Source organism: Kocuria sp. CPCC 205258 (assembly GCF_040981005.1).
In the GTDB taxonomy this organism is placed as follows: domain Bacteria; phylum Actinomycetota; class Actinomycetes; order Actinomycetales; family Micrococcaceae; genus Kocuria; species Kocuria rosea.
Genome location: NZ_JAVKPS010000001.1, coordinates 407,773 through 429,636, shown reverse-complemented (window position 1 = coordinate 429,636; position 21,864 = coordinate 407,773). Strand labels below are relative to the sequence as shown.

Genomic DNA, 21,864 nt, shown 5'->3' with positions numbered 1-21,864 from the left:
AGCCGCGCACCCCGATCGGGGTGCGCGGCTCCGTGGTGGTGCGGGTGCTCCGGGCGTCAGGAGCGCCACCAGTCGTCGAGGATCGTGGCGGGGGTCGTGCGCTTGTGCCGGGTGATGCGCCAGCGGTGCTCGATCTGCTCGGCCACGGCGTCGGCGACCTCGCGGCCCTCGAGGTAGTCATCGATGTCGTCGTAGGACAGCCCGAGCTCGGCCTCGTCGGTCTGGCCCGGGGCGTCGTCGAGCAGGTCGGCGGTGGGGGCCTTCGCCCACAGCCGCTCCTCGGCGCCGAGGGTCTTCGCGAGGAGACGGTTCTGCCGCTTGTCGAGCCCGAACAGCGGCAGCACGTCCGCCCCGCCGTCGCCGTACTTGGTGAAGAACCCGGTCACGGACTCGGCGCCGTGGTCGGTGCCGATCACCAGGTAGTTGTGCTCCCCGGCGATCGCGTACTGCGCGATCATCCGCATCCGGGCCTTGATGTTGCCCTTGTTGAAGTCGGAGATCTCCCGGTCCGTGGCGCCCTCGAAGCCGTGCTCGAAGCCGTCCACCGCGGGGGCGATGTCGTAGGTGATGGTGCGGTCGGCGGCGACGAAGCGCAGGGCGGCCTGGGCGTCCTCCTCGTCGTGCTGCTTCCGGTGGGGCAGGCGCACGCCCACGAACTCCGCCTCGCCGCCCTCGGCGCGCACCCGCTCGACCGCCAGCTGGGCGAGCCGGCCGGCCAGCGTGGAGTCGAGGCCCCCGCTGATGCCGAGCACGAAGCCCTTCGTGCCGCTGGCCCGCAGGTAGTCGCAGAGGAAGCCGACGCGCGCCTCGATCTCCTGCTCGGGGTCGATCTCGGGCTTCACGCCCATCTCTTCGATGATTGCTGCCTGCAGTGTCCGCATGGGCCCATGCTAGTGCGGGCCGCGCCCGGGCGGGCAAGGGGAACACGGTCCCGGAACGGCGGGGCCCTTGCGTAGGATGCGGGCCATGCCCCCGCACCGGAGCCGCCCCCGGGAGCACCGGATCCGACCGACCGAGCGAACCAGGAGCGCAGCATGAGCGAGCAGCACGGGACCGACCGCCGGAACACCGCCGAGGACACCCCGGGGAACACCTCCGGGAACACCTCACAGAACGCCTCGGGGAGCACGTACGAGAACATCCTGGTCGAGACCCGCGGGAGGGTCGGGATCATCACCCTGAACCGGCCGCGGGCGCTCAACGCCCTCGACGCCGCGACGCTGCGTGAGGTCGTCGCCGCGTCCACCGCCCTGGACACCGACCCCGGGATCGGGGCGATCGTCCTCACCGGCTCGGAGAAGGCCTTCGCCGCCGGCGCCGACATCAAGGAGATGGCGGGGCGCAGCGCCCCGGAGATGTACCTCGCGGACTGGTTCGCGGGCTGGGACGCCTTCACCCGGGTGCGCACCCCCGTGGTCGCCGCGGTCTCGGGCTACGCCCTGGGCGGGGGGTGCGAGCTCGCGATGATGTGCGACCTGCTGATCGCCGCGGACACGGCCCGCTTCGGGCAGCCCGAGATCAACCTCGGGGTGATCCCCGGGATGGGCGGCTCCCAGCGCCTGGCCCGTGCGGTGGGCAAGGCCAAGGCCATGGACATGGTCCTCACCGGCCGGCACCTCGACGCCGCGGAGGCGGAGCGGGCGGGCCTCGTCTCCCGCGTGGTGCCCGCAGCGGACCTGCTGGCGGAGGCCCTGGACGTCGCCGCGACCATCGCGGCGAAGTCCCTGCCCTCGGTCCTCGCGGCCAAGGAGGCCGTGGACACCGCGTTCGAGACCACCCTCGCGCAGGGCGTGCACCTCGAGCGGCGGCTCTTCCACGCCCTGTTCGCCACCGAGGACCAGAAGGAGGGCATGGCCGCGTTCGCGGAGAAGCGCGAGCCGCGGTTCACGCACCGCTGAACCCCCGCCGCGGCCGGGTGCCGCCCGGCCGCGGCGGCTAACGTGGTGCCATGCCTCAACCGTCGAACGATGCCTCCGCCTGGCAGGTCCGCGAGTCCGCTCTCGACCCCGGCGCGCACGGCGCCCTGGAGTCCGTCTTCGCCCTGTCCAACGGGTACGTCGGCGTCCGGGGCACGCTGGACGAGGCGCAGCCCAGCGCCTCCCGCGGGACCTTCCTGGCCGGGGTCTACGAGTACCACCCGCTGTCCTACCCCGAGGGCGGCTACGGGCACCCCGAGCACGGGCAGGCCATCATCGGCGTGGCCGACGGGAGCACCGTGCGCCTGCAGGTGGACGGGGTGCCGCTGGACGTCCGGGAGTCCCCGCCGGAGCAGCACGACCGCGTGCTCGACTTGCGCGCGGGCACGCTGCGCCGCGAGACGGAGTGGGTCACCCCGCGCGGCGCCCGGATGCGCCTGACGTCCACCCGCCTGGTCTCGCTGACCCAGCGCTCCGTCACGGCGATCCGCTACGAGGTCGAGGCGCTGGACCGCACGGTCCAGGCGGTGCTGCGCTCCGACCTGGTCGTCAACGGCACCCCGCCCAAGGTGGAGAACGAGGACCCGCGCGTGGCCGCGGTCCTGGAGCAGCCGTTCCGCGCCCGCCTCAGCCGCTGCCACGAGACCGGCGGCGTCCTGGTCCACCGCACCCACGGGAGCGGGATCGGGGTGGCCGCGGCGGTCGAGCACGAGGTCGACCTTCCGGCCGGCGGCGCCGTGAGCACGCAGTGCGACGACGACCAGGTGGTCACCACCCTCGTGACCGACCTCCGGCCCGGGCAGCGGGTGGGCTTCGTCAAGTACCTCTGCCACGCGTCCTCGGACGCGGACCCCTCGGCCGACCTGCGGGAGCGGGTGCTCGCCGCGATGACCGGGGCTCGGCGGCGCGGCTGGGACGGGCTGCTCGCCGACCAGCGGGCGGAGCTGGACGAGTACTGGGACGGTGCCGAGGTGGAGATCGACAGCGACCCCGAGCTGCAGCTGGCGATCCGCTTCGACCTGTTCCAGCTCCTGCAGGCGGCGGCCTGCGTCAGCCGCGCCCCGGTCGGGGCGAAGGGGCTGACCGGGGGCGGGTACAGCGGGCACACCTTCTGGGACATCGAGGGCTTCGTGCTGCCGGCCCTGGCGCTGCTGCGTCCCCGGGACGCCGCCCGGCTCCTGCAGTGGCGCTCCTCGACCCTGGACCGGGCCCGGGAGCGGGCGCAGGTCCTGGACCTGGGCGGCGCCTCCTTCCCGTGGCGCACCATCGACGGGCACGAGACGTCGGCGTACTGGCCGGCCAGCACCGCGGCCATGCACGTCAACGCCGACATCGCGCGGGCCTTCCGCTGGTGGGCCGACGCCACCGGCGAGGACCTCACCGAGGTCGGCGGGGTCGACGTCCTGGTGGAGACGGCGCGCGTGTGGGCGGCCATGGTGCACGAGGACCACGAGGGCGGCATCCACCTCCTCGGCATGACCGGGCCGGACGAGTACACCGGCGTGGTGGACGACAACGTCTTCACCAACCTCATGGCCCGGCGCAACCTCCGGGCGGCCGCCGACGCGTGCGAGGAGCACCCCGAGCACGTGGGGCGGCTCTCCGTGACGGCGGACGAGCTCCAGCGGTGGCGGGCCCTGGCGGACGCGATCCACATCCCCTACGACGCCGTGCGCGGCGTGCACCCCTCCAACGAGGGGTTCACGACCTACCGCGAGTGGGACTTCGAGGCCAAGCGCGACGGCTACCCCGTGGAGGAGCACTTCCACTACGCCAAGATCTACCGCCGCCAGATCGTCAAGCAGGCGGACCTGGTCCTCGCCCTGTGGTGGTGCGCCGAGGCGTTCACCCCGGAGCAGACCGCCCGGGACCTGGACTACTACGAGCAGCGCACCGTCCGCGACTCGTCCCTGTCGGCCTGCGTGCAGGCCGTGGTCTGCGCCCGCGTGGGCCACCTGGACCTCGCCCTCGAGCACCTGCGCGAGTCCGCCCTCGTGGACCTGCGGGACATCCAGCAGGACGCCGAGCAGGGCCTGCACCTGGCCTCCGCCGCCGGGTCGTGGCTGGCCGTGGTCTGCGGGTTCGGGGGACTGGACACGGACGGGGGCGAGCTGCGCCTGGCCCCCCGGCTCCCGGAGCGCCTGCACCGGATCGCCTTCCGCCTCCGGTGGCACGGCCGCCGGCTCGGCGTGGAGATCACCCGCTCGGGCACGACCGTGCGGGTCCTGGACGGGGACGCCGGCGAGGTGGCGCTGCGGATCGACGGCGAGGCCCTGGCCGTCACGGCCGCGCGCCCCGCGACCGCGCCGCTGCACGTGCCGCACCCGCCCACCCCCGCCCCGCACCAGCCCCCGGGACGCGCCCCGCGCGCCCCCCGCACGCCGTGACGCGCCCCGCGCCCCTCGAGGTGCTCACCCGTGTCTGGGGCTACGACGCCTTCCGCGGGCAGCAGGCCGAGATCATCGACGCGGTCACCGGCGGCGAGGACGCCCTCGTGCTCATGCCCACCGGCGGCGGCAAGAGCCTGTGCTACCAGATCCCGGCGCTCGTCCGGGAGGGCACCGGGGTGGTCATCAGCCCGCTCATCGCGCTCATGCACGACCAGGTCGACGCCCTCGAGCAGGTCGGCGTGCGCGCCGCGTACCTCAACTCCACCCAGACCCTCGAGGAGCGCCGCGACGTGGAGCGTCGACTCCTGGCCGGCGAGCTCGACCTGCTCTACCTCGCTCCCGAGCGCCTCCCGGTCGCGGCGGACCTGCTCGACCGCGCCCGCATCGCGCTCTTCGCCGTCGACGAGGCGCACTGCGTGGCCCAGTGGGGCCACGACTTCCGCCCCGACTACCTCGGGCTGACGATCCTCCACGACCGCTGGCCCGGGGTCCCGCGCATCGCCCTCACCGCCACCGCGACCGCGGAGACGCGCGAGGAGATCGTCCGCAACCTCCGCCTGGACGACGCCCGGGTCTTCGTCTCCAGCTTCGACCGGCCCAACATCCAGTACCGGGTCGGGCCCAAGAAGGACGCCCGCCGGCAGCTGCTCCAGCTCATCCGGACCGAGCACGACGGCGAGGCCGGCATCGTCTACTGCCTCAGCCGCGCCTCGGTCGAGCGCACCGCGGAGTGGCTGGCCGGCCAGGGCGTCACCGCGCTGCCGTACCACGCCGGCCTGCCCGCCGAGGTGCGCTCGCAGCACCAGACCCGCTTCCTGCGCGAGGACGGCGTCGTCATGGTCGCGACCATCGCCTTCGGCATGGGGATCGACAAGCCCGACGTGCGCTTCGTCGCCCACCTCGACCTGCCCAAGAGCGTCGAGGGCTACTACCAGGAGACCGGGCGCGCCGGGCGCGACGGGCTGCCGTCGACGGCGTGGCTGGCCTACGGGCTGCAGGACGTCGTCCAGCAGCGCCGGATGATCGAGGACGGCGAGGGGGACCGGCAGCGCAAGCGCGCCCAGACGCTGCACCTGGACGCGATGCTCGCGCTGTGCGAGACGGTGCAGTGCCGCCGCCGGCAGCTGCTGCGCTACTTCGGGGAGGCGAGCGAGCCGTGCGGCAACTGCGACACGTGCCTGGACCCGCCCGAGGCCTTCGACGGCACGGTCCCGGCGCAGAAGCTCATGTCCACGATCGTGCGGCTGCAGCGGGAGCGGGGCCAGCAGTTCGGCGCCGGGCACCTGGTGGACATCCTGCTCGGCCGGGAGACCGAGCGGGTGGTGCGGATGCGCCACACCGAGCTCACCACGTTCGGCATCGGCACCGAGCTGAGCGACCAGGAGTGGCGCGGGGTGGTGCGCCAGCTGCTCGCCCAGGGCCTGCTCCAGGTGCAGGGCGAGTACGGCGTCCTGGCGCTCACCGAGGCCGCCGGGGAGGTGCTGCGCGGACAGCGGGAGGTGCGCCTGCGGCGCGAGCCGGAGCGGGCCAGGACCGTCCGCACGCCGAGGACGGCCGCCGCGCCGCCGGTCCTCGACCAGCCCCAGCAGGAGCTCTTCCAGCAGCTGCGGGCCTGGCGCTCCGCCGTGGCCAAGGAGCAGGGCGTGCCCGCGTACGTCGTCTTCAACGACGCGACCCTCGCCGCGATCGCCCAGGCCCGGCCGAGCTCGCTGGGGGAGCTGCGCGGCATCTCCGGTGTCGGTGACGCCAAGCTCGAGCGCTACGGCGAGGCCGTCCGCCAGGTCGTCGCCGACGCCTGAGGATCCGCACCTGCGGATACTTTGCCGAGCGTATGGCCGCAGGTGCGGATAGCATGGCGCCATGACCGAGCTCAGGATCGCCGAGGCCGCCCGCTTCCTCGGCGTCAGCGACGACACCGTCCGCCGCTGGATCGACCAGGGCGCGCTGCACAGCACCCGGAGCGCGACCGGCCAGACCGTGGTGGACGGGCTGGAGCTGGCCCGCCTGCTCAAGGAGCGCGCCGTCCGGCCCGAGGACCCCGCGCACGTCGCCAGCTCGGCGCGCAACCGGTTCGTGGGACTGGTCACCGAGGTCGTCTCGGACACCGTGATGTCCCAGGTGGAGCTGCAGTGCGGTCCGCACCGGGTGGTCTCGCTCATGAGCACCGAGGCAGTCCGGGACCTGGGCCTGGAGCCCGGCCGCGTGGCCACGGCCGTCGTCAAGTCGACCAGTGTCGTCGTCGAGACCCCTGGGGCGTGAGGCGGCGGTGCGCGCCAGGGCCCCCGCCGCGGCCGTCCTCCTCGCCTTCCTCGGCCTCGGCGCCACCGGGTGCGGGGCCGGCGGGGACCCCGCGGCCGTTCTCGACGTCCACGCCGCCGCCTCCCTCACCGGCACCTTCACCGAGCTCGCCGAGCAGTTCGAGGCGCAGCACCCGGGGGTCGAGGTGTCCCTGAGCTTCGCCGGGTCCTCCACCTTGGTCCAGCAGCTCACGGAGGGGGCGCCCGCCGACGTCCTCGCCACCGCGGACGAGCGGAGCATGGCCGGGGCCGTGGCGGCCGGCCTCGTCGACGGCGAGCCCGAGGTCTTCGCGACCAACGTCCTGACCGTGGTGGTGCCCGCCGGCAACCCCGCCGGCGTCGCGTCCTTCCGGGACCTGGCGGAGCAGGGCGTGCAGGTCGTGGTGTGCGCCCCGCAGGTGCCGTGCGGCGCCGCCGGCGAGCGGGTCCAGGAGTTCTCGGGCGTGCGGCTGAGCCCGGTGAGCGAGGAGGGCTCCGTGACGGACGTGCTCGGCAAGGTCGTCTCGGGCCAGGCGGACGCCGGCCTGGTCTACGCCACGGACGCACGCTCGGCCGGGGACGCGGTCGAGGTCGTCGAGGTCCCGCAGGCGGCGCAGGCCGTCACCCGTTCCCCCGTCGCCGCGCTCGCGGACTCCGACGAGCCGGAGCTCGCCCGGCAGTTCACCGAGCTCGTCGCGGGCGACCGCGGCCGGGAGGTCCTGGCCGGGGCGGGGTTCGGGGCGCCGTGACCCGGCGTCGTCCCCGCGGGTTCAGCACCGTCCCCGGCTGGGTGTGGATCCCGGCGGCCCTGGGCGCCCTGGTGGTGGTCCTGCCGGTCCTCGGGATGCTCGCCCGGGTGGACGGGGGCGGCTTCCTCGGCCTGATCGCCTCCGAGTCCTCCCGCACCGCGCTGTGGCTGAGCCTGCGCACCGCGACCGTCTCCACCGCGCTGTGCGTGCTGCTGGGCACCCCGCTGGCCCTGGTGCTGGCCCGCGCCCGGCTGCCCGGGGCGCGGCTGCTGCGGGCGCTGGTGCTGCTGCCGCTCGTGCTGCCGCCCGTGGTCGGCGGGATCGCCCTGCTCCACACCTTCGGGCGCCACGGGCTCGTGGGGCGCCACCTCGAGCTGGCGGGGATCAGCATCGCCTTCACCACCGTGGCCGTGGTGCTCGCGCAGACGTTCGTGGCGCTGCCGTTCCTCGTGGTCAGCCTCGAGGGGGCGCTGCGCAGCGCGGCGGCGGGCTACGAGGAGGTCGCGGCCACGCTCGGCGCCCGGCCCACCACCGTGCTGCGCCGGGTCACCCTCCCGCTGGTGCTGCCGGGGCTGGCCTCCGGCGCGGTGCTCTCCTTCGCCCGCTGCCTGGGCGAGTTCGGCGCCACCCTGACCTTCGCGGGCAACCTGCAGGGGACCACCCGGACCCTGCCCCTGGAGATCTACCTGCTGCGGGAGACGGACCCGGACGCCGCCGTTGCCCTCTCGCTCGTGCTCGTGGTCGTGGCGGTCCTCGTCGTGGGGCTCTCCGCCCCCGTGCGCCGGACGGCGGGCCGGCGGTGACCGGGCCGGCGACGACGGAGGGGCTGTCCGTGACCGCCCGGCTGGCCGCCCGGGACGTGGACCTCTCGCTGAGCGTCCCGCCGGGGGCCACCGTGGCGGTGACCGGCCACAACGGCGCGGGGAAGTCCACCCTCTTCGCCGTCCTCGCCGGGCTGCTCGTGCCGGACACCGGCCGGTGCACCCTCGGCGGGACCGTGCTCTTCGACCTCGACGCCACGGGGCGCGGGCGCTGGGTGCCCCCGCACGAGCGCGGCATCGCGCTCATGGCGCAGGAGCCGCTGCTGTTCCCGCACCTGAGCGTGCTCGAGAACGTGGCCTTCGGCCCGCGCAGCCGCGGGGCGGGCCGGGCCCGGGCGCGGACCGCCGCCCGGCACTGGCTCGCCGAGGTGGGCGCCGAGCAGTTCGCCGACCGCCGCCCGGCCCAGCTCTCCGGCGGCCAGGCGCAGCGCGTGGCGATCGCCCGGGCCCTGGCGGCCGAGCCGCGGCTCCTGCTGCTGGACGAGCCGTTCTCCGCCCTGGACGCGGCCGCCCGGCCCCTCGTCCGCGAGCTGCTCGTCCGCGTGCTGGCGGGGCGCACGGCCCTGGTCATCAGCCACGACCCCGGGGACGCCGCCGCCCTCGCCGAGCACGTCGTGGTGCTCGAGCACGGCCGGGTCGCGGCGGGCTGAGCACCGCGCCGGAGCGTTCCGGCGCCTCCCCGGCCCGCGCAGTACGATCGGGACCACCACCGTTTTCGTATGACCCGGCTCACACGACCCACCCCGTCGTGACGGGCCGACGAGAGGACCACCCATGACTCCCGTCCTGCGCGGCGAATCCCCGTCCGTGGAGCAGCACCCCGGCATCCCCTTCCCGGACGCCGACCTCTTCTGCTTCGCCGCCCTGCTCCCCCCGGAGGAGCACGCCCGGCTGACCGACCTGCACACTTTCCTCCAGGAGCAGGTCCGCCCCGTGGTCACGCCCTACTGGAACCGCGAGGAGTTCCCGTCCCACCTGCTCCCGGGCCTGGCCGCCCACGGGCTCGGCGAGCTCGAGCTCTCCGGGGCGAGCCGGCTCTACCGGGGCCTGGCCTACGCCGAGGTCGCCCGGGCCGACGTGTCGCTGAGCGCCCTCGTGGGGATCCACAACGAGCTCATCGTCGACCTGATCGCCGCCCTGGGCTCGGCGGAGCAGAAGGCCCGCTGGCTGCCCGACCTGCGCCGCTTCCGGGCCCTCGGCGCCTTCGCCCTCACCGAGCCCGAGCACGGCTCCGACATCGCCGGCGGTCTGGCCACCACCGCCACCCGGGACGGGGACGAGTGGGTGCTCACCGGGACCAAGCGCTGGATCGGCGCCGGCACGATCGCCGACGTCGCGATCGTCTGGGCCCGGGACACCGCCGACGGGAAGGTCAAGGGCTTCCTCGTGGAGACCGACCGGCCGGGCTGGTCCGCCACGAAGATCGAGCACAAGATCGGGCTGCGGATCATGCAGAACGCCGACATCGTCCTGGACGAGGTCCGCATCCCGGCGGACAACGCCCTGCCCGGGGCGCAGGACTTCGCCGCGGCCAACGTGATGCTGCGCAACTCCCGCGCCTGGGTGGGCTGGCAGAGCGCCGGGGTGCAACTCGCGATCTTCGACGTCGCCCGCGACTACGCCCTGACCCGGCGGCAGTTCGGCAAGCCCCTGGCGAAGTTCCAGCTCGTCCAGGAGCCCCTCGCCCGGATCCTCGGCAACGCCACGGCCGCCCTGGGCCTCATGGCCCAGATCGCCCGGCTCCAGGAGGACGGGGGCTTCGACATGCCCCACGCCGCGCTGGCCAAGGCCACCACCACGTCCCTGGCCCGCGAGTCCGCGGCCCTGGGCCGGAACCTGCTCGGCGGCAACGGCGTGGTCACCGACCACGAGATGGCCAAGCTCTTCAACGACGTCGAGATCCTCTACACCTACGAGGGCACCTACGAGATCAACGCCCTCATCGTGGGCCGCGCCGTCACCGGCGTCTCCGCGTTCGTCTGAGCCGGGTCCCCGCACCACCGTCCGGCCCCCCACCGCATCGAGCAGCCCCTTCCGAAAGGACCCCGCATGGACGTCACCGACACCTCCGCCCTCGTCACCGGCGCCGCCTCGGGCCTCGGCGCGGCCACCGCCGCGATGCTCGCGGAGCGCGGCGTGCGGGTCTTCGGCGTGGACCTCCCGGCCTCGCTCGAGGACGCCCCCGACGTCCCCGGCGTCACCCGCGTGCCCGCCGACGTCACCGACCGGGAGCAGGTGCGCGAGGCGGTGGTGGCCGCGGCCGGCGCCGGGCCCCTGCGCACCGTGGTCAACTGCGCCGGCATCGGCCCCTCGGCCCGGGTGCTGGGGAAGAAGGGGGTGCACGACCTCGACCTGTTCGAGACCGTGCTGCGCGTGAACCTCCTCGGCACCTTCACGGTCCTCGCCCTGGCCGCGGAGCGGATCGCCGCCACCGACCCCGTCGACGACGACGGCCAGCGCGGGCTGGTCGTCAACACGGCCTCCGTCGCCGCGTTCGAGGGGCAGGTGGGGCAGGCCGCCTACGCGGCGTCGAAGGGCGGGGTGCACAGCTTAGGGCTCACCGCGGCCCGGGACCTCGCGAGCGCCGGCATCCGGGTGAACACCATCGCCCCCGGCGTGATCGAGACGCCCATGCTCGCGGCGGTGGGCGAGGAGTTCCGGGCCGCACTCGCGGCGGGCGTGCCGTTCCCGCGCCGGCTCGGCCGGCCCGGGGAGTTCGCCCAGCTCGTGGCGGCGTTCCTCGACAACGACTACCTCAACGGCACCACCGTCCGGATGGACGGGGCGCTGCGCATGGCGCCCCGCTGAGAGCCCCGCCCATAGACTGGGACCCATGACCACCGACTTCTCGCCCGTCGACCTCGCGACGGCCCGCGACCGCCTCCGCCAGCTGATCATCGACCTCGCCGTGGTGCGGGGCCGGGTCACGCTCGCCAGCGGCATCGAGGCCGACTACTACGTGGACCTGCGCCGCGTGACCCTCCACCACGAGGCGTCCCGCTACGTGGGCCAGGTGATGCTGGCGCTGCTCGACGAGGCCGGGATCTCCTGCGCCGCCGTGGGCGGGCTGACCATGGGGGCGGACCCCGTGGGCCACGCGATCATGCGCACGGCGGGGGACCAGGGCCGGGCCGTCGACACGTTCGTGGTCCGCAAGGCCCAGAAGAGCTACGGGATGGGCCGCCAGGTCGAGGGCCCCCCGGTGCAGGGCCGCGACGTCGTCGTCGTGGAGGACACCTCCACGACCGGCGGGTCCGCGCTCACCGCGGTGGAGGCCCTGCAGCGGGCCGGCGCCAACGTGGTCGCCGTGGCGATCATCGTGGACCGGCGGACCGGCGCCAAGGAGCGCATCGAGGAGACGGCGGGCGTGCCGTGCCTCTACGCCTTCACGAAGGACGAGCTCGGGCTTGACTGACCCCGCCGCCGAGACCGGCGCCGCGGGGCCGGCCGCCGCGGTGGGCGTCGGCCCCTGGGCGGGCCCGTGGCCCGAGGGGCAGCAGTGGGACCCGGAGCTGCTCGAGCACGGGGACCGGCGCAACGTCGTGGACGCCTACCGGTACTGGACGATGGACGCGATCGTGGCCGATCTGGACACTCGCCGGCACGGGTTCCACGTGGCGGTCGAGAACTGGCAGCACGACCTGAACATCGGCTCGGTGGTGCGCACCGCCAACGCGTTCCTCGCCCGGGAGGTGCACATCATCGGCAGACGGCGCTGGAACCGCAGGGGCGCGATGGTCACCGACCGGTACCAGCACCTGCGCCACCACGCGAGCGTCGAGGAGTTCGCGGCCTGGGCGGACGCCGAGGGCCTGCCCGTGATCGGGATCGACAACTTCCCCGACTCGCAGCGGCTCGAGACCTACGACCTGCCCGAGCGCTGCGTGCTGGTGCTCGGCCAGGAGGGGCCGGGGCTGAGCCCCGAGATGCACGCCGCGGCCGGGGCCACCCTGTCGATCGCCCAGTTCGGCTCGACCCGCTCCATCAACGCCTCCGCCGCGGCCGCGGTGGCGATGCACGCCTGGATCCGGCGCCACGTCTTCGGCCAGCCGGTCGCCTGACGGGCGACCCGCCGCGTCCACCCGCCGTCCCCCCGTCGTCCCGCGGCGCGGCTTTGGCTAGAGTGGGAGCCAGGCCACACCCGAACCGAAGGAGCCAGCATGCCCATCGCAACCCCTGATGTCTACGCCGAGATGATCGACCGGGCCAAGGAGAAGGGTTTCGCCTACCCGGCGATCAACGTCACCTCCTCCCAGACCCTCAACGCCGCCATCCGCGGCTTCGCCGAGGCCGGCTCGGACGGCATCATCCAGGCCTCCACCGGCGGCGCCGCCTACTGGTCCGGGGCCTCCGTCAAGGACATGGTCAACGGCTCGCTCGCGATGGCCGCCTTCGCCCGCGAGGTCGCGAAGAACTACGACGTCAACATCGCCCTGCACACCGACCACTGCCCGCAGGACAAGCTCGACGGCTTCGTGCTGCCGCTGCTGGAGGAGTCGGAGAAGGCCGTGGCCCGCGGCGAGGACCCGATCTTCCAGTCCCACATGTGGGACGGCTCCGCCATCGAGCTCGACGAGAACCTCCGGATCGCCCAGGACCTGCTGGCCCGCACGAACAAGGCCAAGATCATCCTCGAGGTCGAGATCGGCGCGGTCGGCGGCGAGGAGGACGGCGTCGAGAACGAGATCAACGAGAAGCTGTACTCCACCGTCGAGGACGGTCTCGCCACGGTCGAGGCCCTCGGCGCCGGCGAGAACGGCCGCTACCTCACCGCCCTGACCTTCGGCAACGTGCACGGCGTGTACAAGCCCGGCGGGGTCAAGCTGCGCCCCGAGCTGCTGCAGCAGATCCAGGCGGAGGTCGGCAAGAAGCTCGGCCAGGACCGCCCGTTCGACCTCGTCTTCCACGGCGGCTCCGGCTCCTCCGCGCAGGAGATCGCCGACGCCGTCTCCTACGGCGTGGTCAAGATGAACGTGGACACCGACACCCAGTACGCCTTCACCCGCCCCATCGCCGGGTTCATGTTCGCCAACTACGACGGCGTCCTGAAGATCGACGGCGAGGTCGGCAACAAGAAGAAGTACGACCCGCGCGTGTGGGGGGCCCTGGCCGAGGAGTCCATGGCCGCCCGCGTGGTCGAGGCCTGCCAGAACCTCGGCTCCGCCGGGACCTCCGTCAAGTAGCCGCCCCTCCGCGGCCGCGGAGCACGACGGCGGCGTCCTGCCCGAGCGGGGCGCCGCCGTCGTTCCCGCGCCCGTCCCGCACGTCCCCGAAGTCCCGCGCACCGAAAGGACCCCCGTCCCCCATGAGTCTCACCGGCAAGAACCTGCTCGGCGGCCCCGAACCCACCTACCTCACCGAGGACCCGGGGCTGGTCGAGCGCATCGAGGCGGGCGACGAGGCGGAGGACCTCGCCGCGCGCTTCCCGAAGGCCTCCCTCGCGTGGGCCATGTGCGCCGAGGACGCCCTCGCCGAGGGCCGCGTTCTCGAGGGCTACGCCTTCGCCCGCGTGGGCTACCACCGCGGCCTCGACGCCCTGCGCGGCCACGGGTGGAAGGGCCACGGGCCCGTCCCGTTCTCGCACGAGCCCAACCGCGGCTTCCTGCGGGCGCTCGCGGCCCTGGGCCGGGCCGCCGCGGCCATCGGCGAGTTCGACGAGGCCGAGCGCATCCAGAAGTTCCTCAACGACTCGGATCCCACCGCCGCGGAGCAGCTGCAGCGCTGACCCGGCGGTCGCCAGGGCCCGGGGGGCGTCGGAGGACGGCCCCCGGGCCCACGTCGTGTCCGGTCACGACCGTTGTCGGCCGGCCGGAGCGGTGCCAGCATGGAGGCATGGCCGCCCCGCAGACGCCCATCCCGGAGGGCCCCGGCGTCCAGCGCGTGCTCGGCGTGGTGAACCCCTACGACATGGCCCTCGACCGGGAGATGTGGCGGTGGATGCCCGCGACGACGTCCCTCGCGGTGGCGCGCACGCCGTACCACCCCCTGGTCGTGGACGAGCTCATGGCCGCGCGGATCGGCGACGACGCCGAGATCAGGGCGGCGGCCCGCTCCCTGGCGGCCGTGGGCCCGGAGGCCGTGGTCTACGCCTGCACGTCCGGCAGCTTCGTGCACGGCCGGCGGGGGGCCCGGCGGATCTCCCGGACGATCGCCGAGGAGACCGGTGTCCCGGCCCTCACCACCTCCGAGGCGCTGCTCGAGGCGCTCGACGTCCTGGGCGTGACCGCCCTCGCGATCGCCACCCCCTACGTCGAGCGGCTCACGCAGCGGCTGGAGGACTTCCTCGCGGAGGACGGCAGGGACGTCGTCGCCTGCGCTGGCCTGGGGCTGGACCGGCTCATCTGGCACGTCCCCTACGCCGTGACGGCGGACCTCGTCCGCCGGGCGGACCGGCAGGGGGCCCAGGCCGTCTTCGTCGCCTGCACCAACCTGCCCACCTACGATCTCATCGCGCCCCTCGAGCAGGAGCTGGGCAAGCCGGTGCTGACCGCCAACCAGGTCACGCTGTGGGCGGGCCTGCGCCGGCTGGGCCTGATCCCGGAGGGCCCGGGGCAGCGCCTGTGCGCCCTGCCGTCCCGCGAGGCCGAGCTGCGCTGAGCCGGCCCGGGTCAGGCCCGGAAGAGGGCGCCGAGCCGGTCGGCGCGGGCGGGGTGCCCGGCCAGTCGCAGCCCGTGCCACGCCGTCACCTGGTTGGCGGTCAGCACGGGCAGCCCGAGCGCCCGCTCGAGCCCCGGCAGGGCGGCCACCGTGTGCAGGGCCGTGTCCGGGACGAGCAGGCACTCGGCCCCCCGGACGTCCGCGGCACGCGCGGCCCCGAGCAGCCACTCGGCGTCGAGGCGCCCGGCGTCCTCGCCGCTGGGGACGCCGTGGGCGGACAGCGCCGTGACCGTGATGCCGTCCCCCGCCAGGAAGGCCGTGAAGCGGGCCGCGACGTCCGCCGGGTAGGTCGCCGCCACCGCGACCCGGCGGGCCCCCAGGTGCCGGACCGCCGCCGAGAACGCCCAGGACGTGGAGGAAGCGGGAGCGCCGCCGGCCTCGGCCACCCAGCGGGTCTGGACGAGCGCGCCCTCCCGGCCGTGCACGAAGCTGCCCGACGTGCAGGCCCACAGCACGGCGTCCGGGGCGTGGGCGCGCGCCCGGCGGGCGGCGGGCTCCAGGTGCCGGCGGGCGCCGAGGTCGAGCAGCGCCCCGACGTCGTGCGCGGTGCCGCCCTCCCAGGTGTGCACCACGGGGAAGGCGGCGTCCGGCACCAGGCGCTCCAGCGCGGCGTAGTCGTCCTCCGCGCTGTGCCCGGGATAGAGCATGACCACGGTGTGCACGTCGGGGCGCCTCCTCCCGGGAGGGTTGGACGGGATCGGCGAAAAGCTTACAGTTTGATTGTCGACAATCGTAGCGGCGGGAGGGGGTCCCGTGCAGGACGTGCTGGAGCTGTCCGCGCTGCAGCTGTCGGCGGCCTACGCCGCGGGCGAGCTGTCGCCGGTCGAGGTCGTCGAGGCGACGCTGCGCGCGATCGAGGCCGTGGACCCGGGCCTCAACGCCTTCTGCCTCGTGGAGGGCGACGAGGCGCTGCGCGGCGCCCGGGAGTCGCAGGAGCGCTGGGCCCGCGGCGAGGGGCGCGGGCCGCTGGACGGGGTGCCCACCACGGTCAAGGACCTGCTCCTGGCCCGCGGCCGGCCCACCCTGCGGGGCTCCCTGCTCGTCGACGACGCCGGGCCGTGGGACGAGGACGCCCCGTCGGTGGCCCGGCTCAAGGAGGCCGGCGCGGTGCTCGTCGGCAGGACGACCACCCCGGAGTTCGGCTGGAAGGGCGTCACGGACAGCCCCCGCACCGGTGTCACGGTCAACCCCTGGGACACCGCCCGGACCCCCGGCGGCTCCTCGGGCGGCTCGGCCGCCGCCGTGGCGGCCCGGCTCGGCGCCCTGTCGGTGGGCACCGACGGCGGGGGGTCCGTCCGCATCCCGGCCTCCTTCTGCGGGATCGTGGGGCTCAAGCCCACCTACGGACTGGTGCCCCTGTACCCGGCGAGCCCCTTCGGCACGCTGGCCCACGCCGGGCCGCTGACCCGCACCGTGGCCGACGCCGCCGCGATGCTCGACGCCCTGTCCGGGTACGACCCCCGGGACTGGTCCGCGCTGCCCACCCCCACCGGGAGCTTCCTCGGCCGGCTGGCCGGCCCGGAGCGGGCGGCCGGCCTGCGGGTGGCCTTCAGCCCGGACCTCGGCTACGGCGTCAACGACCCCGGGGTGGAACGCTCCGTGCGGGCGGCCGTCGGGGTGCTGGCCGAGCTCGGCGCGGTGGTCGAGGAGGTGGAGCTGGGCCAGGAGGACCCCGTGTGGGCCTACCACGTGCTCTGGTTCAGCGGCGCGGCGGCCGTGGTGGCCGGCTGCGGGGCGGGCGCGCTCGAACGGATCGATCCCTCCCTGCGCGCCGCGCTCGAGCGGCACCACGGCTTCACCGCCCAGGACTACCTCGACGCCACGGCCTGCCGCATGGCCTGGGGCCGCCGGATGGGCCTGCTGCACGAGCGCTACGACGTCCTCGTGACGCCCACCCTGCCCCGGACGGCCTTCGAGGCCGGCACGGACGTCCCAGCCGGGTCCCCGAGCCGGGACTGGACCAGCTGGACGCCCTACTCCTACCCCTTCAACCTCACCCAGCAGCCCGCGGTCACCGTCCCGTGCGGGCTCTCCGCGGAGGGGCTGCCCGTCGGCCTGCAGATCGTGGGCCCGCGCCACGGCGACCAGCGGGTGCTCGACGCCGCGGCCGCCTACGAGGCCGCGGCCGGCCACGGCGCCCTCCGCCCACCGGCCGCGGCCCGGTCCTCCGCCGCGGTGCCGGTGCGGAGCACCCCGTGACCCGCTACCTCACCGTCGGCCTGGAGCAGCGCGCCGTCACCGCCCGCGCCCGGCTCCTGGACCGCGAGGCGCCCCGGACCGCCGAGGCCGTCTGGCGGGCGCTGCCCCTCGCCGGCCAGGTCTTCCACGGGAAGTTCGCCCGCAACGAGATCTACGCCCTGGTCCCGGCGTTCGCGCCCGAGGAGCCGGGGCCCGAGAACCAGACCGTGACGCCCATCCCGGGGGACCTCTGCTACTTCAGCTTCGACGGGGTGCTCGAGAACCCCGCCTACGGCTACGACGCCTCCTCCGGGACCTCCGAGCACCGCCTGCTCATCGACCTCGCCGTCTTCTACGGCCGGAACAACCTGCTGCTCAACGGCGACGTGGGGTGGGTGCCGGGCAACGTCTTCGCCACGATCGAGGACGGCCTCGACGAGCTGGCCGCCGCGTGCCAGGACGTGTGGATGGGCGGGGCCCGGGGCGAGACCCTGCGGTTCGCCCGCGCGGAGGAGCCCTGAGCCGGCCGGCACGGCGCGAACTAGGATGGATCCTCGGCCCGGGCGCCCCGCCCCGGGCCGGACGAGAGATGGAGAGCAGCATGGCACCCCGGTCGGCCCTTCCCCCCGTGGTCCAGGAGTCGACACCTGCGCTCATCGCCAGGATCCTGCGGGAGGCCATCGCCGACGGCCGCTTCCCGCCCGGGAGCCAGCTCGTGGAGCAGGAGCTGGCCAGGGAGCTCAACGTGAGCCGGGGACCCCTGCGCGAGGCCATGCAGCGGCTCACGCAGGAGGGCCTGCTCGTGGGCCACCGCAACCGCGGGCTGTTCGTGATGGAGCTGACCGAGGACGCGGTCCGGGACATGTACCTCGCCCGGGAGGCCGTGGAGTGCGCGGCCGTGCGCCGGATCGTGGCCACGGGCACCGGGCCCCGGGCCGCCGAGGCGCTGGCCGTGCCGCTGGCCGAGATGCGGGCCGCCGCCCCGGAGCCGAACGGGCGCGCGATGTCGGAGGCGGACCTGCACTTCCACGAGCTGCTCGTGGAGCTCGCCGGCAGCCCCCGGCTGCTCGGCATGCACCGGACGCTGCTCACCCAGATCCGGATGTCCCTGACCGGCATGCAGGGGACCTACGGGTCCGCCGACGCCCGCCTCCGGGAGCACACCGAGATCGCCGAGGCGCTCGACGCGCAGGACGCGGACCGTGCGGACACGCTGCTGCGGGCCCACATGCAGGACGGCCTCGAGCGGGTCCTGGGCGCCTGAGCGGGCCCCGCTCCTGCCCGCGCGCGGCGGACGGCGGGGCGTCAGGACGCGCCGGGCTCCTCGCCGCGGCCGGGACCGCCGGGCCGGCGCGGACGCCACGTCGGGCGGGGCCAGTCCCGGCGGGGCAGGCGCACGTTCCACTCGCCCGCCCCGGGCAGCCGCCACCCCCGGCGCCGGGCCACCACGGTGACCGTGGCGGCGGTGAGGATCGCCGCGGCCATGCCCCAGTTGGGGTAGCCCAGGCCGTGCAGCACCGCCATCTCGGCGCTGCCGATCACCGCCCCGGTCGCGTAGAGGGTGTTGCCGCCGAAGATCATCGGCACCCGCCCCACCGCGATGTCGCGGATCATCCCGCCGCCCACGGCGGTGATCACCCCGATCATGACGGCCGGCAGCCAGGTCAGTCCCACGTCGAGGGCCTTGCCCGTGCCCGTCGCCGCCCAGCAGCCCAGGGCCAGGGCGTCGGCCACCACCAGCACGCGGTTGGTCCACTTCCCCCGGAACTGCAGGAAGAACGCGATGGTGGCGCCGGCGATCGCCGTGATCAGGTACGCGGGGTTCGTCAGGGCCACGGGGAAGCCGACCTGCAGGAGGGTGTCGCGCAGCAGCCCCCCGCCGAGCGCGGAGACGACGGCCAGGAACACGAAGCCGACGGGGTCCATCTTCAGCTGGCGCGCCACCACCCCGCCCAGGACGCCGTTGGTCAGCACACCGAGCAGGTCGACGGCGTCGAAGGCCGCGCTCGGGTCGAGATCCTCCACGGCCACCACTACCACCACCGCCTCTCCCGCGTCACGCCGACGCCCGAGGGTAGCACCGTCTCCCGCGCCCCGGCCCGCGGTGCTCTACTGGATGCGGGAGCACCCGCACACCGTCCAGCGCCGGCCCGCTCGAACGGAACGGCCGGGCCCACCACCAGGAGTCGTCCCATGAGCACCTCACCCACCCCCGACCGACCCTCCCCGCTGCCCGGGACGGGATCCGCCGGAGCGGACACGGACGCGCCCGGAGCGCGCGCGGCATCCGCGCCCTCCGGCGGTCCGCCGGACGGGCCGGCCGCGGACCCCGGGGGCGTGGCCCGGGCCGTGCTCCCCGCCGTGGGCCCGTGGTCGGACCCCCTGGGGAGGGCGGGCTCCCGCTCCGCCCAGGTCCTGCTCGTCGCCGCCGTGCTCGCCGGGCTGACGTGGATCCTGCTCCGCGTGTCCCTGGTGGTGATCTCCGTGCTCGTGGCCCTCATCCTGGCCTCGGCCGTGAGCCCCCTCGTGCGCTGGCTGACGGGCCGGGGCTGGTCGCCCCTGCTGGCCACCGCGGCGGCGTTCCTGGGCATCCTCGCCCTGGTGGGCGGGGTGGTGACGGGCATCGTCCTCGCGGTCCGCAGCGAGTGGGACAACCTCTCGGCCTCGGCCGTGGAGGGGTGGGAGGAGCTGCAGCGCGTGATCATGTCCGGGCCCCTGCCCGTGGACACCGCCTCCCTGGACGCGCTGCTCCAGCGGGCCACCGACTTCCTCACGTCCAGCGCCTTCGCCGGGGGAGCCATCAGCGGGCTCACGGCCGCCACCGAGTTCCTCGCCGGGGTGGTGCTCATGACCGTCGTCCTGTTCTTCTTCCTGAAGGACGGCGCGAAGATGTGGAACTTCACGCTGCGCTGGTTCCACGGCGGCACCCGGGCGCGGCTCGCCGAGTCCGGTGACCGGGCGGTCCAGGTGCTCGGCGGCTACGTGCGCGGCACCGCGATCGTCGCCGCCGTCGACGCGGTGTTCATCGGGGTGCCCCTGGCCCTGCTCGGGGTGCCCCTGGCGCTGCCGCTGGCCGTCATCGTGTTCATCGGCGGGTTCGTCCCGATCGTCGGCGCCACGGCCGCGGGGATCCTGGCCGCCCTGGTCGCGCTCGTGACCAACGGCCCGTGGACCGCCCTGATCGTGGCCGGCGTCGTCGTCGTCGTCAACCAGATCGAGGGCGACCTCCTCCAGCCCGTGGTGATGGGCCGGACCCTGAGCCTGCACGCGATCGTCGTGCTCCTGGCCCTCACGGTGGGCACCATCGTCGGCGGGATCTTCGGGGCCATCCTCGCCGTGCCGATCACCGCGGTGGGCTGGGCCGTGATCCAGGTGTGGAGCGACCGGTACCAGGCGGGGGAGGACCCGGTGCTGGGGCCGGACCCGCTCGACCCCCAGGACACCGCCCGGTCCAAGGCGAGCATGGCCGAGCGGTGGAAGTACCAGCGGATGCGCTACCAGCACCGCCCCGGCGGCCGGCTCGGGGCCACGGAGCACGACGGGCCCGCCCCGGCCGGGGACGAGCCGGACGCGCAGGCCTGAGCGGCCCCGGAGGGCCACGGGGTCACAGGAAGGGCCGCAGCGGCACCAGGACGGTCTCGGCGAACCAGGCCGCGGGGGACCGCTCGTCCCACCGGCCCGCGGTCAGCTCCCGGCAGTTCTCGCTGTCGGCGGCGAAGACCGCCTCCATGTCCGCGGCGACGTCCCGGTCGTGGATCTCGAGGTTCGTCTCGTAGTTGAAGCCCAGGCTCAGCCGGTCGATGTTGGCGGTGCCGACGATCGACCACTGCCCGTCGATCGTCGCGGTCTTGGCGTGGATCATGGCGTGGCGGTAGAGCAGCACGGTGATGTCCGCGGCCAGCAGGGTCGAGTAGAAGCCGCGGGAGAGCCAGTCGGCGAGCACGTGGTTGGAGTCCTCGGGCAGGATGACGCGCACGTCCACGCCCCGCCGGGACGCCTCGATCAGGGCGGAGAGGATCTGCTGGTCGGGGATGAAGTAGGCGGTGGTCAGGTAGATGTGGTCCGTGGCCCGGTGGATGGCGTCGAGGTAGACGCTGCGGATCGGGTACACGAGGCTGGCCGGGATGTTGTTGATCGCGCGCACCCGCGAGTCCCAGGAACCCGGGTTCACGTGCGGGAGCTTCGGCCGCCGCGCCGAGGGGTGGTTCCACACCGCGGCGAAGGAGTGGCCCAGCTCGAAGGCGGCGGGACCGGTGAGCCGCACATGCGTGTCCCGCCACTGCGTGGCGTAGAGCGAGCCGAGGTTGTAGCCGCCTACGAACCCGACCTCGTCGTCGACCACCAGCAGCTTGCGGTGGGTCAGCCCGGTCGCCTGCAGGGGGCTCAGCAGCAGGCGCGGGCGCAGGACGGGGAACCGGAAGACGTGCACGTCCGGGTGGAAGCGGTAGAAGCCGCGGGGCACCACGAGGTTGCCGAAGCCGTCGTACATGACGTGCACCTCGACACCGCGGGCGGCGGCGTCGTTGACGGCGTCCAGGAACTCGCGCCCGACCTCGTCGTCCTTCCAGATGAAGGTCTCCAGCAGCACCCGGTGCCGGGCGCCGCGGATCGCGGCGAGCATGTCCCGGTAGAGGTCCTCGCCGTAGGTGTAGATCGTGGTGCCGGTCTCCGCGACCGTGTGCTCGAACGTGCCCGGGCGCGGGAACCCGGAGCGCCGCGAGCGGCTCCGGCGCTTGATCGCGTCGGTGGCCACCAGGGTGGCCACCACCGCCGCCTGCACGGCCACCATGCCCAGGGCGGAGCGGACGGCGAACGAACGGAGCAGGCGGGGCCCGGAGGAACGAGGAATTCTCATCCGCGAAGCCTACCGGGCGCCG

Annotated in this window: 22 protein-coding genes; 18 read left to right on the top strand and 4 right to left on the bottom strand. The window is 74.6% G+C overall.

Annotation, left to right across the window (positions count from 1 at the left end; translation table 11 throughout):
• Positions 1 to 56: 56 nt before the first annotated feature.
• Positions 57 to 881, bottom strand: coding sequence for an ammonia-dependent NAD(+) synthetase (nadE, locus tag RF644_RS01980; RefSeq protein WP_035925543.1), 825 nt, complete (start codon positions 879 to 881; stop codon positions 57 to 59).
• Positions 882 to 1,034: 153 nt separating this feature from the next.
• Between nadE and RF644_RS01975 the strand changes: the two genes are divergently transcribed.
• From RF644_RS01975 to RF644_RS01910, 14 genes are all read left to right on the top strand, one after another.
• Positions 1,035 to 1,898, top strand: a complete 864-nt coding sequence (locus tag RF644_RS01975; protein WP_368795146.1) for an enoyl-CoA hydratase — start codon at positions 1,035 to 1,037, stop codon at positions 1,896 to 1,898.
• A 50-nt stretch (positions 1,899 to 1,948) separates the two neighbouring features.
• Positions 1,949 to 4,303, top strand: coding sequence for a glycoside hydrolase family 65 protein (locus RF644_RS01970; protein WP_368795145.1), 2,355 nt, complete (start codon positions 1,949 to 1,951; stop codon positions 4,301 to 4,303).
• Positions 4,300 to 6,105, top strand: a complete 1,806-nt coding sequence (recQ, locus tag RF644_RS01965) for a DNA helicase RecQ (RefSeq protein WP_017833043.1) — start codon at positions 4,300 to 4,302, stop codon at positions 6,103 to 6,105. The genes RF644_RS01970 and recQ overlap by 4 nt, the downstream gene beginning before the upstream one ends.
• Before the next feature lie 61 nt (positions 6,106 to 6,166).
• Complete coding sequence (locus tag RF644_RS01960; RefSeq protein ID WP_017833044.1) at positions 6,167 to 6,565, top strand: molybdopterin-binding protein; 399 nt, start codon at positions 6,167 to 6,169, stop codon at positions 6,563 to 6,565.
• Positions 6,566 to 6,572: 7 nt separating this feature from the next.
• Complete coding sequence (gene modA, locus RF644_RS01955) at positions 6,573 to 7,331, top strand: molybdate ABC transporter substrate-binding protein (RefSeq protein WP_368795144.1); 759 nt, start codon at positions 6,573 to 6,575, stop codon at positions 7,329 to 7,331.
• The gene (locus RF644_RS01950) at positions 7,328 to 8,134 is read left to right on the top strand and encodes an ABC transporter permease (protein WP_368795143.1); all 807 of its coding nucleotides are present in this window, start codon (positions 7,328 to 7,330) and stop codon (positions 8,132 to 8,134) included. The genes modA and RF644_RS01950 overlap by 4 nt, the downstream gene beginning before the upstream one ends.
• 29 nt (positions 8,135 to 8,163) lie before the next feature.
• The gene (locus tag RF644_RS01945; RefSeq protein WP_368795141.1) at positions 8,164 to 8,802 is read left to right on the top strand and encodes a sulfate/molybdate ABC transporter ATP-binding protein; all 639 of its coding nucleotides are present in this window, start codon (positions 8,164 to 8,166) and stop codon (positions 8,800 to 8,802) included.
• Positions 8,803 to 8,926: 124 nt separating this feature from the next.
• Positions 8,927 to 10,135 (top strand): acyl-CoA dehydrogenase family protein, encoded by a 1,209-nt coding sequence (locus RF644_RS01940; RefSeq protein ID WP_368795140.1) that lies wholly within the window; start codon positions 8,927 to 8,929, stop codon positions 10,133 to 10,135.
• Between the two features lie 66 nt (positions 10,136 to 10,201).
• Entirely contained in the window at positions 10,202 to 10,960 is a 759-nt protein-coding gene (locus tag RF644_RS01935; protein ID WP_368795139.1) for an SDR family NAD(P)-dependent oxidoreductase, read from the top strand.
• Positions 10,961 to 10,985: 25 nt separating this feature from the next.
• Positions 10,986 to 11,567 carry an orotate phosphoribosyltransferase gene (pyrE, locus tag RF644_RS01930; RefSeq protein WP_017833050.1) on the top strand — a complete coding sequence of 194 codons (582 nt, stop codon included), beginning with the start codon at positions 10,986 to 10,988 and terminating at the stop codon, positions 11,565 to 11,567.
• The gene (locus RF644_RS01925) at positions 11,560 to 12,213 is read left to right on the top strand and encodes a TrmH family RNA methyltransferase (RefSeq protein ID WP_368795138.1); all 654 of its coding nucleotides are present in this window, start codon (positions 11,560 to 11,562) and stop codon (positions 12,211 to 12,213) included. The genes pyrE and RF644_RS01925 overlap by 8 nt, the downstream gene beginning before the upstream one ends.
• A gap of 99 nt (positions 12,214 to 12,312) precedes the next feature.
• A complete protein-coding gene (gene fbaA, locus RF644_RS01920; protein ID WP_126346907.1) occupies positions 12,313 to 13,335 on the top strand; it encodes a class II fructose-bisphosphate aldolase in 1,023 nt (340 codons plus the stop codon).
• Between the two features lie 122 nt (positions 13,336 to 13,457).
• Entirely contained in the window at positions 13,458 to 13,877 is a 420-nt protein-coding gene (locus RF644_RS01915) for a DUF3151 domain-containing protein (protein ID WP_017833053.1), read from the top strand.
• Positions 13,878 to 13,984: 107 nt separating this feature from the next.
• Positions 13,985 to 14,749, top strand: a complete 765-nt coding sequence (locus tag RF644_RS01910; RefSeq protein WP_368795137.1) for an Asp/Glu/hydantoin racemase — start codon at positions 13,985 to 13,987, stop codon at positions 14,747 to 14,749.
• 11 nt (positions 14,750 to 14,760) lie between these two features.
• Here the strand turns inward: RF644_RS01910 and RF644_RS01905 are convergent, their stop codons facing one another.
• The gene (locus RF644_RS01905) at positions 14,761 to 15,471 is read right to left on the bottom strand and encodes a maleate cis-trans isomerase (protein WP_368795136.1); all 711 of its coding nucleotides are present in this window, start codon (positions 15,469 to 15,471) and stop codon (positions 14,761 to 14,763) included.
• Positions 15,472 to 15,562: 91 nt separating this feature from the next.
• On the opposite strand from RF644_RS01905, the gene RF644_RS01900 reads away from it, so the two are divergent.
• The 3 genes from RF644_RS01900 to RF644_RS01890 all read left to right on the top strand — a co-directional run bounded on the left by RF644_RS01900 (position 15,563) and on the right by RF644_RS01890 (position 18,251).
• On the top strand, positions 15,563 to 17,008 hold the full coding sequence (locus RF644_RS01900) for an amidase (RefSeq protein WP_368795135.1): 1,446 nt from the start codon (positions 15,563 to 15,565) through the stop codon (positions 17,006 to 17,008).
• Positions 17,005 to 17,508, top strand: coding sequence for a DUF3830 family protein (locus tag RF644_RS01895; RefSeq protein ID WP_368795134.1), 504 nt, complete (start codon positions 17,005 to 17,007; stop codon positions 17,506 to 17,508). The genes RF644_RS01900 and RF644_RS01895 overlap by 4 nt, the downstream gene beginning before the upstream one ends.
• A gap of 80 nt (positions 17,509 to 17,588) precedes the next feature.
• Complete coding sequence (locus RF644_RS01890; RefSeq protein WP_368795133.1) at positions 17,589 to 18,251, top strand: GntR family transcriptional regulator; 663 nt, start codon at positions 17,589 to 17,591, stop codon at positions 18,249 to 18,251.
• A 41-nt stretch (positions 18,252 to 18,292) separates the two neighbouring features.
• On the opposite strand, the gene RF644_RS01885 is transcribed toward RF644_RS01890, so the two are convergent.
• Positions 18,293 to 19,030, bottom strand: a complete 738-nt coding sequence (locus tag RF644_RS01885; protein WP_368795131.1) for a trimeric intracellular cation channel family protein — start codon at positions 19,028 to 19,030, stop codon at positions 18,293 to 18,295.
• 150 nt (positions 19,031 to 19,180) lie between these two features.
• On the opposite strand from RF644_RS01885, the gene RF644_RS01880 reads away from it, so the two are divergent.
• Positions 19,181 to 20,569, top strand: coding sequence for an AI-2E family transporter (locus RF644_RS01880; RefSeq protein ID WP_368795130.1), 1,389 nt, complete (start codon positions 19,181 to 19,183; stop codon positions 20,567 to 20,569).
• 22 nt (positions 20,570 to 20,591) lie between these two features.
• Here RF644_RS01880 and RF644_RS01875 read toward each other — a convergent pair whose 3' ends face one another.
• The gene (locus RF644_RS01875; RefSeq protein ID WP_051063743.1) at positions 20,592 to 21,842 is read right to left on the bottom strand and encodes a phosphatidylserine/phosphatidylglycerophosphate/cardiolipin synthase family protein; all 1,251 of its coding nucleotides are present in this window, start codon (positions 21,840 to 21,842) and stop codon (positions 20,592 to 20,594) included.
• Between the last annotated feature and the right edge of the window lie 22 nt (positions 21,843 to 21,864).